We start from the raw sequence: 12,486 nt of genomic DNA on the forward strand, positions 1-12,486 counted from the left end.
GCGGTGCTCTCACCGTACGCGGCGGAGGTGTCCGGACACTGAAGTGGGCGAACACGGCGAGTGCGTCCACTCGGGTCGGCGATGGGTCGCTACGCTGTCGGCGTGCCGTTGTATGCCGCGTACGGATCGAACATGGAGCCCGCCCAGATGCTGGAGCGCGCGCCGCACTCTCCGATGGCCGGCACCGGCTGGCTGGAGGGGTGGCGCCTGACCTTCGGCGGCGAGGACTTCGGCTGGGAAGGTGCCCTGGCCACCATCGTCGAAGACCCGGGAGCCCGGGTCTTCGTCGTCCTCTACGACGTGACGCCGCTGGACGAGGACGGGCTCGACCGCTGGGAAGGCGGCGAGCTCGGCATCCACTCGAAGATCCGGCTCCGGGTCCAGACCATGGACGGGTCGGTCCTGGCGTGGCTGTACGTCCTGGACGCCTACGAAGGCGGGCTGCCCTCGGCCCGGTACCTCGGCGTGCTCGCCGACGCCGCGGAGGCGGCCGGAGCACCCGTGGACTACGTCGACGACCTGCGCACCCGCCCCTGTTCGGGCATCACCGGCTGACTCCACACCCTGTGGACAACTCGGTGGACTGAGCGCTACCACGAGCCCGCGCGGACCTTCGCGGGCACCCCGTCACGCGGGTCGGCGAGCGTGTGCTCGACGGCTTCGGCCTCGCTCCGGCCAAACGTGAATGTCCTTGCGGTACAAGGAAAACACCAGGCCGCAATGGCCCGCGCGGCGGGCCGCCGACCAGTCTGCCCGCCGGTCCGCGGGCGCGCAAAACGGCCCTTCCCCCGATCGAGGGAAGGGCCGGTTCACGGCCTGTGGACAACTGGGTGAAACTGTGGACAACTCCGCTCAGGCGAGAGCCGTCAAAGCGGTGTGGACCAGGGTGCGGACCCCGCAGAGGAGGGCCCGCTCGTCGAGGACGAACGTCGGGCGGTGGATGTCCGACTGCGGTTCCGGCGGGCCGGACCAGACACCCAGGCGGGCGAACGCGCCCTGGACGTGCTCCAGGTACCAGCCGAAGTCTTCCCCGCCGGAGGACTGCTCGGTGCCGGCCACCGCGCCCTCGCCGAGGGCCGCTTCGACGCCCGCGCGCATCAGCGCGGTCGAATCCGGGTCCGAGACCACCGGCGGGACCCCGCGGCGGTAGTCCAGCGAGAAGCCGACGCCGGTCGGCGCCAGCAGGGACTCCACAGAGGACGCCACCAGCGGCTCCAGCGAAGTCCAGACCTCGTGGTCGGCGGTGCGCAGCGTGCCGCGCAGGACGCCGTCCTGCGGCACCGCGTTGGCCGCCTGTCCCGCGTGGACCGCGCCCCACACCAGGACGGTGCCCGACCGCGGGTCGACGCGGCGCGAGAGCACCGCGGGCAGCGACGTGATCACCGTGCCGAGCGCGTGGACCAGGTCGGCCGTCAGGTGCGGCCGGGACGTGTGGCCGCCGGGCGAGGTCAGGCGCAGCTCGATCAGGTCCGCCGCGGACGTCAGCGCGCCCACGCGCATGCCCACGGAACCCACTTCGAGCCGCGGGTCGACGTGCAGGCCGTAGATCCGCTCGACGCCGTCCAGCGCGCCGGCCGCGATCATGTCCAGCGCGCCGCCGGGCATGACCTCCTCGGCCGGCTGGAAGATCAGCCGCACGCGGCCGGGCAGCTCCGGCGCGCCGGCCAGGGCGCGGGCCGCGCCGAGCAGGATCGCCGTGTGGGCGTCGTGGCCGCACATGTGGGCCGCACCCTCAGTCGTCGACGCGTAGGGCAGCCCGGTCGCCTCGGTGAGCGGCAGCGCGTCCATGTCGGCCCGCAGCGCCACGCACTTCTCACCGCTGCCGATGTCGCAGACGACGCCGGTGCCGCCGGGCAGCACCCACGGCTTGAGCCCGACCGTGCGCAGCAGCGTGACGACCAGTTCGGTGGTCGCGAACTCGTGCCGTGACAGCTCGGGGTGCGCGTGGATGTGCCGTCGCCACGCGAGCAGGTCGGTCGCGTTGGCGCGCAGCCAGTCGTCGAGCCAGAACGGGCCACGCCCCGCACCAAGGTCCTCCACGGGAGCCATGCTTACGCCGGCTTCGGAAATGAGCGCCTCGGGCCCCTCCATAGGGGTCATCATGCGCCCATGGGGGTCGCCTGGAACGTCCGGTCGTGAGTCCAACACCGTCACGCCGCACCTCCTCCCGCAACACGGGTAACCCGCGCAGCGGCTGGGGTCACGCTTCGTGCCGATCGATCTGTTGTACGCATTTGCAGACGATCGTGCACCATGCAGGCGGCAAGCCGCGCCTCGAAAACGGCCGTCCTAGATGGCCGGTAGCGGATCTGCGTTGAACGGCGTGCAGTAGTTCGGTTACGCCGAACGCTTCAGGACTTCTTCGCCTTCTTCGAACGGATCCGCCGTCCCCAGACGACGATGCCGAGCAGAACGACCGCGATCAGGCCGGCGACCAGCTTGTTCTTCGTCTTCTCGGTGTTGGCCTTGTCGGTCTGGGCCGGGTCGAGCACCGGGCCCGGTGGCTGGGTCTGCGCCGGGACCGGCGCCGCCGCGTGCGCCGAAGACACCACGGTCACCGAAACGGCCGCCGTACGCACCGGCTCGGCCAGCGCGGGCGACGCGGTGAACAGCACCGCACCGAGCACTCCGACCAGGACCAGACCCCGCAGCTTCGCCATGTCATCCCTTCGCCACGACCAGGCATTCTGCCCGCGGAACGCCCGCGCGTCAGCCACCACGGGGTGGACCGAACGCGTCGAGGATCCGCTGCGCACCGAGGGTAGCCGTCAGTTCACCGTCGCGCACCGCCCGTTCGACGTCGGGAACGACCGTTCGCACGTCCGGATGCGCCGCCAGGCGACTGAGCAACTGTTCGCGCACCATCGCCCACGTCCAGTCGACCTGCTGCTGCCGGCGGCGCGCTTCCAGCTCGCCGGACGCCGAGAGCGTGTCGCGGTGCTTCTCGATCGCGCCCCAGACCTCGTCCAGGCGCAGGTTGTGCAGGCCGCTGCAGGTGAGCACCGGCGGGGTCCACGCCGCTTCGGGCCCGTAGATCATCCGCAGCGCGCCCGAAAGCTCACGGGCCGCCCGTTTCGCGTCCCGTTCGTGGTCGCCGTCGGCCTTGTTGACGGCGATGACGTCGGCGAGCTCCAGCACGCCCTTCTTGATGCCTTGGAGCTGGTCACCGGTGCGTGCGAGGGTCAGGAACAGGAAGCAGTCGACCATGTTCGCCACGGTCACCTCGGACTGCCCGACGCCGACCGTCTCGACCAGCACGATGTCGTAGCCGGCGGCCTCCATCAGCACGATCGTCTCGCGGGTCGCCCGCGCGACGCCGCCGAGCGTGCCCGACGTCGGCGACGGCCGGATGAACGCCCGTTCGTCGACCGCCAGGCGCGCCATCCGGGTCTTGTCGCCGAGGATCGAGCCGCCGGTCCGCGTGGACGACGGGTCGACGGCGAGCACGGCCACCTTGTGCCCGGCCGCCGTCAGGTCGGTGCCCAGCTGGTCGATGAACGTCGACTTGCCGACCCCGGGGACGCCGGTGATGCCGACGCGCTGGGCCCCGCCGGCCGCGGGCAGCACCTCGATCAGCAGTTCCTGCGCCTGCGCCCGGTGGTCTTCGCGCTGCGATTCGACGAGCGTGATGGCCTTCGACAGCGTCCCGCGGTCCCCCGCGAGGACCCCCTTGGCGTACGCGGTGACGTCGATCTTCCGCGGCAAGGGTCAGGACTCCTGCGCCGTCAGCTGGCCGAGCAGGTCGATGGCCGCGTCCGCGAGCACCGTGCCGGGCCCGAAGATGGCCGCCGCGCCGGCTTCGCGCAGCGCCGGGTAGTCCTGCGGCGGGATGACGCCGCCGACGACCACCATGATGTCCTCGCGGCCCAGCTCGGCGAGCTCGTGGCGCAGCGCCGGCACCAGCGAGAGGTGCCCGGCGGCCAGCGACGAGACGCCGACGACGTGCACGTCCGCCTCGATCGCCTGGCGGGCGACCTCGGCCGGGGTGGAGAACAGCGGGCCGACGTCGACGTCGAAGCCGATGTCGGCGAAGCCGGTGGCGATCACCTTCTGGCCGCGGTCGTGGCCGTCCTGGCCCATCTTCGCGACCAGGATGCGCGGGCGGCGGCCCTCGTCCTCGGCGAACTTCTCGACCAGCTCACGAGCCTGCTCGACGTTCTGCGACTTACCCACCTCTTCGCGGTAGACGCCCGAAATCGTCCGGATCTGCCCGGAGTGGCGGCCCCACAGCTTCTCGAGCGCGTCGGAGATCTCGCCGACGGTCGCCTTCGCGCGGGCCGCGCCGATCGCCAGCTCCAGCAGGTTGCCGCCGTTGCCGGCCCCCTCGGTGAGCCGCCGCAACGCGTCCTCGGTGGCCTGCGGGTCACGCTCTTCGCGCAGCCGCCGCAGCTTCTCCAGCTGCTGGGTGCGGACGCCGGCGTTGTCGACCTTGAGGACTTCGATGTCCTCATCGCCGGTGACCTGGTACTTGTTCACGCCGATGACCGGCTGGCGGCCGGAGTCGATGCGCGCCTGGGTGCGCGCGGCGGCTTCCTCGATGCGCAGCTTGGGGATGCCCGCGTCGATCGCCTTGGCCATGCCGCCGGCCTGCTCGACCTCGCTGATGTGGCCCCACGCCTTGCGCGCGAGGTCGTAGGTCAGCTTCTCGACGAAGGCGCTGCCGCCCCACGGGTCGATCACGCGGGTGGTGCCGGATTCCTGCTGCAGCAGCAGCTGCGTGTTGCGGGCGATCCGCGCGGAGAAGTCCGTCGGCAGCGCGAGCGCCTCGTCGAGGGCGTTCGTGTGCAGCGACTGCGTGTGCCCCTGGGTCGCGGCCATCGCCTCGACGCAGGTGCGCACGACGTTGTTGTAGACGTCCTGCGCGGTCAGCGACCAGCCCGACGTCTGGGAGTGCGTCCGCAGCGAAAGCGACTTCGGCGACTTCGGGTCGAAGCCCTTCACCAGCTTCGCCCACAGGAGGCGCGCCGCGCGCAGCTTCGCGACCTCCATGAAGAAGTTCATGCCGATCGCCCAGAAGAACGACAGCCGCGGCGCGAACTTGTCCACGCCGAGCCCGGCGTCGACGCCGGAGCGGAGGTACTCGACGCCGTCGGCGAGGGTGTAGGCCAGCTCCAGGTCGGCCGTCGCCCCGGCTTCCTGCATGTGGTAGCCGGAAATGGAGATCGAGTTGTACTTCGGCATGTGCTGCGAAGTGAAGGAGAAGATGTCGGAGATGATCCGCATCGAGGGCTGCGGTGGGTAGATGTAGGTGTTGCGGACCATGAACTCCTTGAGGATGTCGTTCTGGATGGTCCCCGCGAGCTGCTCCGGCCGCACCCCCTGTTCCTCGGCCGCGACGACGTAGAGCGCCAGCACCGGCAGCACCGCGCCGTTCATGGTCATCGACACCGACATCTTGTCGAGCGGGATGCCGTCGAAGAGCTGGCGCATGTCGTAGATCGAGTCGATGGCCACGCCCGCCATGCCGACGTCGCCGGAGACGCGCGGGTGGTCGGAGTCGTAGCCGCGGTGGGTGGCCAGGTCGAAGGCGACCGACAGGCCCTTCTGGCCGGCGGCGAGGTTGCGCCGGTAGAAGGCGTTGGACTCCTCGGCGGTGGAGAACCCGGCGTACTGGCGGATGGTCCAGGGCTGGTTGACGTACATCGTCGGGTACGGCCCGCGCAGGAAGGGCGCGATGCCGGGGTAGGTGCCCAGGAAGTCCACATCGGACAGGTCGGCGGCGGTGTAGACCGGCTTGACGCCGATGCCCTCCGGCGTCTCCCAGTCGAGCGCGTCCGGGCCCTTGCCGGTGGCCTCCTGCACGGCCTTGGCCCAGGCCTCGCGGTCGGCGGGCGACGGCGTGCCGAGGTCGAGACCGGCGAAGTTCGGGATGCTCATCGGGTGACTCCCAGCTTGGCGTGCAGGCCGTTGAGGACGTCGAGGGCGTCGCAGCCGGCGAAGACGTTGCCGTCCACGCCGTCGAAGGAGCCCTTGCCCGCCAGCAGTACGTGGTCGGCACCGAGCGACCCGGCGACCTCGGCCGCCTGTGCCGCGTAGGCGTCGTCGGTGCCGCAGAGGCAGGCGATCTTCGCGCCGGACGCGCGGAACGCGCCGGGCAGGTCGTCGGTCGCGCCCGGGTTGACGGCTTCGATCCCGCCGGCCTGGAACAGGTTGGCGGCGAACCCGGCGCGCGCGGTGTGCGCGGCGACCGGGCCGAGGGTGGCGAGGAAGATCTTGGGCCGCTCACCGTGCGAAGCGAGGTACGCGTCCGATGCGTCGCGGAGGGCTTCGAAGCCTTCCGCGTACCGGTGCCGCGGCAGCCCGCCTTCCACTGTGGACCCGGCCGGCTCCCGGGTGACCGGCTTCTCGGCCAGGTTCGGGAACTCGCTGACGCCGGTGAGCGGGTCGCGGCGGGTGGCGATCCGCCGGGACCGCTTCTCCCACGTCTCGGCCAGCTGCGCGGCCAGTGCGCCCGAGGAGAGCTCTTCGACCAGGCCGCCCGCGCCTTCGATGGCGGTGAACTCGGCCCAGGCCGCGTGCGCGAGGTCGTCGGTGAGCTTCTCGACGTACCAGGAGCCGCCCGCGGGGTCGACCACGCCGGCCAGCTTGGACTCCTCCAGCAGCACGGCGTGGGTGTTGCGGGCGATCCGCGCGGCAAACGCGTCCGGCTTGCCGATGGCGGCGTCGAACGGCAGCACGGTGACCGCGTCCGCGCCGCCGACACCGGCGCCGAAGCACGCGACGGTCGTGCGCAGCATGTTCACCCACGGGTCGCGCCGGGTGAGCATCGACGGCGATGTCACGGCGTGCTGGCGCATCGGCGAGGTGAAGCCGCAGACCTCGGCGACGCGGGCCCACAGGCGGCGGGCCGCGCGCAGCTTGGCGATGGTGGAGAACTGGTCGGCGGTCGCGGCGATCCGGAATTCCAGCTGGCCGGCCGCGGTTTCGGCGTCGAGACCGGCGTCGGTCAACGCCCGCAGGTAGGAGACGCCGGCGGCGACCAGCGCGCCCAGTTCCTGCGCGTCCGAGCCGCCCGCTTCGTGGAACGGCAGGCCGTCGGCGACGATCGTGCGCACCTTCGGGTACTTCGCGGCGACACGCGCGGCGAGCGCGGCGGCCGGTCCGAGGCCGGCGGGCGCACCGGACCGGGCCGCCAGCCCGATCGGGTCCGCGCCCAGCACGGCGGTGGCCTCGCTCGCCGGGATCTCGCGTTCGTCGAACAGCGCCAGCAGTTCCGCGGCGGCGGCTTCGAACTCCGCGCCCGCGTCCAGGACCACCGGCGCGAGGTCGAGGTAGACCTCGTTGAGCGCGTCGGCCAGCGCGGCCGGCGGCACGGTCAGCCAGAGCGACGTCACGCCGCCTTCGAGGTCGGCCAGGATCGCCTTGTTGACCGCGCGGCCGTCTTCGCCGGTGAACCGGGCGCGGACGTCCCAGCCGGTGCTGACCTGGCCTTCCGGCCGCGCGCCGCGCACGTAGGGCGGCAGGCCGGGGAAGCCGGTTTCGCCGGGGACGTCGTCCGCGGTGTACAGCGGCTGGATCTCGATCCCGTCGTAGGTCCGCGTGACGAGCTTGCTCTCCGGGGCGCCCGCGAAGTCCTCCGGCAGCTTGCCGCTCTTGCGCAGGACACCCGCCACGAGCTCCTGCCACTGCCCGCGCGTCGCCTGGGGGAACTCGGCCGCCAGGTCGAGTTCGGAGATCGGCACTGACTCCGGACCGGCCACTTCAGTCATACCCAGTGATGGTAGAGGCACTCGCCGCGCTCGCCCTGTGAGTCTGGTCGCGCTAGGGGTGGCGGCCCGGGGAGGTTAGGGGCCGGTGGCGCGGGTACGACACAATTGGCCCGTGCCCCCCTCCAGCGAAGAGACACGAGTGGTCGCCGGTCGCTACCGGCTGCGTTCGGTGCTCGGCTCCGGGTCGATGGGCACCGTCTGGTCGGCCTATGACGAGTTCCTGCACCGCCAGGTGGCCGTCAAGGAGATGAAGGTGCCGCCGGGCATCCCGGCGTCGCAGGCGGACGAGCTGCGGGAGCGCACGCTGCGCGAGGCCCGCGCCATCGCCGTGCTGTCCCACCCGAACGTGATCATCCTGCACGACGTCGCCCGCGAGGACGACCAGCCGTTCGTGGTGATGGAGCTGCTGCCCTCGCGCAGCCTGGCGCACATCCTGCGCGACCACGGGCCGCTGACCGTCGAGCAGGCCGCCGCCGTCGGCATCGCCGTGGCGTCCGCGCTGGAGGCCGCGCACGCCGCCGGGATCACCCACCGCGACGTCAAGCCGGGCAACGTTCTCGTCGCCAGCGACGGCCGGATCAAGCTGACCGACTTCGGCATCGCCCGCAACGTCTCCGAGGCGACCATGACCCGCACCGGGATCATGCTCGGCTCCCCCGCCTACATCGCGCCGGAGGTCGCTTCCGGCGGCGCCGTCATCCCGGCCGCCGACCTGTGGGGCCTCGGCGCGACGCTGTTCGCCGCGGTCGAAGGCGCGCCGCCGTACGACGCCGACGGCGATCCGCTGGAGACCGTCGGCAAGGTCGTCAACGGCAAGGTGCCCAAGCCGAAGGCCGGCCCGCTCGCCGAGGTCATTTCGGCCCTGATGAAGAAGGAGCCCGGCGACCGGATCACCCTGCGCGAGGTCCGCCACCGGCTCTACCCGCTGCAGTCGAAGACGCCGCTGGACCTGTTCGGGGCCGAGCTGTTCCGCACCCCGGACGGCAAGAAGACGTCCGCGCAGCCGGACGCGACCGACACGCAGGTGATCAAGACCGTCCTGCCCGAGAAGGGCGGGGACAAGGCGGAGAAGAAGGCCGAGGGCTCGAGCAGCGAGCTCGCCACCGACCCCGGCCCGCTGCCGTTCCTGCGCCCGCCCGCGCCGGCCCCGGCACCCGAGCCGCCGCCGACGGTGTTCGTCGCCCCGATCCGGCCCGCCCGCCGCGGCGCCCGGGCCACCGCGGTGCTCATCGCGCTGGCGATCCTGCTCTTCCTGGTCGCGGCCGGCGGCGGGTTCGCGCTGGCCAGGACGGTCGGCGGTCAGTCGCTGCTGCCGCCGGCGGCCGAGCCGCGGAACACGTCGAACGGCCTCACCGACGTCCCGCCGCCGTCCCTGGTCCGCCAGTCCGGCGACGCGAGCTACGCGACCGGCGAAGGCGGCCAGTTCGGCCTCGACGTGCCGCAGGGCTGGCAGAAGTTCGTCGCGCCCCACAACACCACGAAGTTCGGGGCGAGCACGGCCGTCCAGTACGTCTCCCCGGACGGCCGCCGCTCGATCCGGGTCGAGCGGCTGGCGAACTACTTCGGCAAGTTCCCGGACGACGCCGAGTACGTCGACTGGCTGAAGCAGACGTACTCCGGCGAAGGGTTCGAGCTGTTCGGCCCGTCCCCGGACGCGGGCGGCAAGGGCACCACGTTCACCTACCGCACGCTGGAGAGCGGCCTGCTCCCGGGCAACGACGATGATGGCCGCGTCACACGGGTGACGTTCATGAACCTGGTCCGGGCGGGCGACAGCCTGTGGGCGTTGTCGGTGACGGCACCGGTCGAGCAGGAGGACGCGACCCGGCGGGACGTCTTCGACCGCGTGGCGCCCACGCTGACCGTCTCGGACTAGCGCGCCCGGCGGCCTAGCACCTCGCGGGAGACGTGCTCCTGGGCGAGGTGGCGCAGGCCGGTGAAGATGCGGTCGCCCAGGACCGTCGCGATCAGGCCGGCCTCGATGATCTTGTCGAACGACGTCAGCCCGGTCACCACCTCGACGTCCAGCTCCGCGACCCGGAGCGCCAGCGCGAAGTACTCGTCGAGGCGATCGGCGAGCTTCTCGTGCCCGAGCTCCTTCGCCGTGGCCAGCGCGGCGATCAGGTTGGCCGTCGCGCGGTCCTCGGCGCCGTGCCACTTCCAGCCGTACCGCCGGGCGAGCTCCTGCAACAGCTCCGCCGCCCACTCCGCGGCCTCCTCGGACACCTTCGGCGGTTCGCCGGCCAGCTCCAGCTGGACGACGCCCATCGTTTCGTGCGGGGTCCGGTCGTCCTCGATCGCGTTCAGCACGGCGCCGACCGAGGCCAGCGGGAGGCCGCCGACGTCGGTGAGCGCCTTGATCAGCCGCAGGCGCTGGACGTGGTCCGGGGAGTACCGCGCCTGATTCGGGCTGGTGCGCTCCCCGGGCGGGAGCAGGCCTTCGCGCAAGTAGTACTTGACGGTCGCGACCGGCACCCCCGACTCGGCGCTCAGTTCGGCCATCCGCATGCGCATCCGCTCCGATCCCAGGGTCCGCCTCGGGGGCAACCCTGAAGACTTCTCAGCATGGAGAGTTTAACTTCCCATAACGGAGAGCTTGACTATCCATTCTGGGAGGGAACCATGACCATCCTTGCCGACGTCCGGAGCAGAACGCGCGGGTGGCACCAGCCGTCCGCGGTCTTCGCCGCCACCCTCGGGGCCATCGCGGTGCTGTGCGTGGCCGCGCTGGTCGTCGACCAGCGGACCCTCGCCGGGGCGCCGATCTGGGCCAAGCCGTTCAAGTTCGCCGTCTCCGGCGCGCTCTACTTCGCCACGTGGAGCTGGCTCGTCTCGCTGCTGCCGCGGTTCCGGCGCACGGCGGGGTGGCTGACGAACTTCCTGGTGGCGATCTTCGCCGCCGAGTACGTCCTGCTGACGTTCCAGGCCGCCCGCGGCCGCGCGAGCCACTTCAACATCGCGACGCCGCAGGACGCGCTGCTCTACGACGTCATGGGCAAGATGATCATCGGGCTGCAGGCCGCCACGCTGGCGCTGACCGTGCTGGTGATGTTCACCAAGCTCGAAGACCGGGCGAGCTTCTGGGCCGTGCGCGCCGGCGCCGTGCTGTCGCTGCTGGGCCTCGGGCTGGGCGTCCTGATGACGAACCCGACCGCGCGGCAGCTCGCGCAGTGGCAGACCGGCGGGCACCCGGACATGGTCGGCGCGCACACCGTCGGGCTCGACGACGGCGGGCCGGGCCTGCCCGTCCTCGGCTGGAGCACGGTGGGCGGCGACCTGCGGATCCCGCACTTCGTCGGGATGCACGCGCTGCAGGCGCTGCCGCTGCTGGCCATCGGGCTCCTGGCCCTGGCTTCGCGCTTCCCGCGGCTGCGCGACGACGTCGTCCGCGCACGGCTCGTCCTGATCGGGGCCGCCGGGTACGCGGGGCTGACCGCGCTGGTGACGTGGCAGGCGCTGCGGGCGCAGTCGATCGTGCACCCGGACGCGGCGACGCTGGGCGCGGCCGCGCTGCTGGCCGGGACGGTCGGGCTGGGTTCGTGGGCCGCGGTGCGCGTCCGATGATCCTCTTCGACCTGGCGTTCCCGCTGGCCGCGCCGTTCTGGGCCCTGCTGATCTTGGCGCCGGACTGGCGGTGGACGGCCCGGATCATGGCGTCGCCGTGGGTGCCGCTGCTGCCGCTGGCCTGCTACTTCGCGCTCGTGCTGCCGCACTTCGGCGAGTGGGGGCAGGCGATGCTCTCCCCCGACCTCGGCGTGCTGCAGGCGCTGCTGGCCACGCCGTGGGGTGCCGGGCTGGTGTGGGCGCACCTCATCGCGTTCGACCTGTTCATCGCGCGGTGGATGTACTTCGAGGGGCGCGCGGTGGGGCTTTCGCCGTGGCTCGTCAGCCCGGTCCTCGCGGTGACGATCTTCCTGTCGCCGTTCGGGCTGGTCGTGTTCCTGCTGGCGAGGAGCGTCCGGTTACGCTCGCGGCATGACTGAACAAGAGGCCGCGAGCGCCATCGCCCAGCGCACCGGCGTCGACGCGCACGACATCGCGGTGGTCCTGGGCTCGGGCTGGCGCCCGGCGGCGGACGTCATCGGGGAGCACGAGACGGAGATCCCGTTCGCCGAACTGCCCGGCTTCACCACGCCCGGCGCGGTGGGGCACGGCGGAACCATCCGCTCGCTGAAGATCGGTGACAAGAACGTCCTGGTCATGCTGGGGCGGACGCACTTCTACGAGGGCAAGGGCATCGACCCGGTGGTGCACAACGTGCGCACCGCCGCGGCGGCCGGCGTCCGGACGGTGCTGCTGACGAACGCGGCGGGCGGCCTGCGTGAAGGGTTCCAGGTCGGGCAGCCGGTGCTGATCGCCGACCACCTGAACCTGACCGCGCGCTCGCCGATCGTCGGCGCGAACTTCGTCGACCTGACGGACCTGTATTCGGCGCGGCTGCGGAAGATCGCGCGCGAGATCGACCCGTCGCTCGAAGAAGGCGTCTACGCGGGCCTGACCGGGCCGCACTTCGAGACGCCGGCGGAGATCCGGATGCTGCGCACGCTGGGCGCGGACCTGGTCGGCATGTCGACGGTCCTGGAAGCCATCGCCGCCCGCGCGGCCGGCGTCGAGGTCTTCGGGCTGTCGCTGGTGACGAACCTGGCCGCGGGCATGACCGGCGAACCGCTGAACCACCAGGAAGTCCTGGAAGCGGGCCGCGCGGCGGCCACGAAGATGGGCTCCCTGCTCCGAGACCTCATCACCCACGCCTGACCCGAGGACGGCACTTTCGGTA

The 12,486-nt window shown here is 71.8% G+C and carries 11 protein-coding genes; 5 read left to right on the forward strand and 6 right to left on the reverse strand.

The genetic code is table 11. From position 1 onward, the window contains the following. Window positions 1–102: 102 nt before the first annotated feature. Window positions 103–555, forward strand: coding sequence for a gamma-glutamylcyclotransferase (locus MUY14_RS32200; RefSeq protein WP_247014715.1), 453 nt, complete (start codon window positions 103–105; stop codon window positions 553–555). A 297-nt stretch (window positions 556–852) separates the two neighbouring features. Here MUY14_RS32200 and MUY14_RS32205 read toward each other — a convergent pair whose 3' ends face one another. From MUY14_RS32205 to MUY14_RS32225, 5 genes are all read right to left on the reverse strand, one after another. Beyond that, window positions 853–2,154 carry an amidohydrolase gene (locus MUY14_RS32205; RefSeq protein ID WP_247014717.1) on the reverse strand — a complete coding sequence of 434 codons (1,302 nt, stop codon included), beginning with the start codon at window positions 2,152–2,154 and terminating at the stop codon, window positions 853–855. Between the two features lie 197 nt (window positions 2,155–2,351). Further along, a complete protein-coding gene (locus MUY14_RS32210) occupies window positions 2,352–2,660 on the reverse strand; it encodes a hypothetical protein (RefSeq protein WP_247014718.1) in 309 nt (102 codons plus the stop codon). 49 nt (window positions 2,661–2,709) lie between these two features. Then, window positions 2,710–3,705 carry a methylmalonyl Co-A mutase-associated GTPase MeaB gene (meaB, locus tag MUY14_RS32215; protein WP_247014719.1) on the reverse strand — a complete coding sequence of 332 codons (996 nt, stop codon included), beginning with the start codon at window positions 3,703–3,705 and terminating at the stop codon, window positions 2,710–2,712. A gap of 3 nt (window positions 3,706–3,708) precedes the next feature. Then, a complete protein-coding gene (gene scpA / locus MUY14_RS32220; RefSeq protein WP_247014720.1) occupies window positions 3,709–5,877 on the reverse strand; it encodes a methylmalonyl-CoA mutase in 2,169 nt (722 codons plus the stop codon). Next, window positions 5,874–7,709, reverse strand: coding sequence for a methylmalonyl-CoA mutase family protein (locus MUY14_RS32225; protein ID WP_247014721.1), 1,836 nt, complete (start codon window positions 7,707–7,709; stop codon window positions 5,874–5,876). Before MUY14_RS32225 ends, scpA begins: the two co-directional genes overlap by 4 nt. Before the next feature lie 139 nt (window positions 7,710–7,848). Between MUY14_RS32225 and MUY14_RS32230 the strand changes: the two genes are divergently transcribed. After that, the gene (locus tag MUY14_RS32230) at window positions 7,849–9,585 is read left to right on the forward strand and encodes a serine/threonine-protein kinase (RefSeq protein WP_281506339.1); all 1,737 of its coding nucleotides are present in this window, start codon (window positions 7,849–7,851) and stop codon (window positions 9,583–9,585) included. Here the strand turns inward: MUY14_RS32230 and MUY14_RS32235 are convergent. Further along, window positions 9,582–10,223: a MerR family transcriptional regulator gene (locus MUY14_RS32235; protein WP_247014722.1), complete on the reverse strand. Its 642-nt coding sequence runs from the start codon at window positions 10,221–10,223 to the stop codon at window positions 9,582–9,584. The genes MUY14_RS32230 and MUY14_RS32235 overlap by 4 nt on opposite strands. Window positions 10,224–10,331: 108 nt before the next feature. Between MUY14_RS32235 and MUY14_RS32240 the strand changes: the two genes are divergently transcribed. The 3 genes from MUY14_RS32240 to MUY14_RS32250 are packed head-to-tail and all read left to right on the forward strand — an operon-like array spanning window position 10,332 to window position 12,464. Further along, complete coding sequence (locus tag MUY14_RS32240) at window positions 10,332–11,273, forward strand: hypothetical protein (RefSeq protein ID WP_247014723.1); 942 nt, start codon at window positions 10,332–10,334, stop codon at window positions 11,271–11,273. Then, a complete protein-coding gene (locus MUY14_RS32245; RefSeq protein WP_247014724.1) occupies window positions 11,270–11,692 on the forward strand; it encodes an ABA4-like family protein in 423 nt (140 codons plus the stop codon). The genes MUY14_RS32240 and MUY14_RS32245 overlap by 4 nt, the downstream gene beginning before the upstream one ends. Continuing rightward, window positions 11,685–12,464, forward strand: coding sequence for a purine-nucleoside phosphorylase (locus MUY14_RS32250; RefSeq protein ID WP_247014725.1), 780 nt, complete (start codon window positions 11,685–11,687; stop codon window positions 12,462–12,464). The genes MUY14_RS32245 and MUY14_RS32250 overlap by 8 nt, the downstream gene beginning before the upstream one ends. The last annotated feature ends 22 nt before the right edge of the window (window positions 12,465–12,486 follow it).

Origin of the sequence: Amycolatopsis sp. FBCC-B4732, assembly GCF_023008405.1 — a bacterium.
GTDB classification, from domain to species: domain Bacteria; phylum Actinomycetota; class Actinomycetes; order Mycobacteriales; family Pseudonocardiaceae; genus Amycolatopsis; species Amycolatopsis pretoriensis_A.

Excerpts from the sequence above, each read along its gene's own strand:
- MUY14_RS32250 (WP_247014725.1), top strand. The coding sequence starts at position 11,685 with ATGACTGAACAAGAGGCCGCGAGCGCCATCGCCCAGCGCACCGGCGTC.
- scpA (WP_247014720.1), bottom strand. The coding sequence starts at position 5,877 with ATGAGCATCCCGAACTTCGCCGGTCTCGACCTCGGCACGCCGTCGCCC.
- MUY14_RS32240 (WP_247014723.1), top strand. The coding sequence starts at position 10,332 with ATGACCATCCTTGCCGACGTCCGGAGCAGAACGCGCGGGTGGCACCAG.
- MUY14_RS32235 (WP_247014722.1), bottom strand. The coding sequence starts at position 10,223 with ATGCGCATGCGGATGGCCGAACTGAGCGCCGAGTCGGGGGTGCCGGTC.
- MUY14_RS32245 (WP_247014724.1), top strand. The coding sequence starts at position 11,270 with ATGATCCTCTTCGACCTGGCGTTCCCGCTGGCCGCGCCGTTCTGGGCC.
- MUY14_RS32210 (WP_247014718.1), bottom strand. The coding sequence starts at position 2,660 with ATGGCGAAGCTGCGGGGTCTGGTCCTGGTCGGAGTGCTCGGTGCGGTG.
- MUY14_RS32225 (WP_247014721.1), bottom strand. The coding sequence starts at position 7,709 with ATGACTGAAGTGGCCGGTCCGGAGTCAGTGCCGATCTCCGAACTCGAC.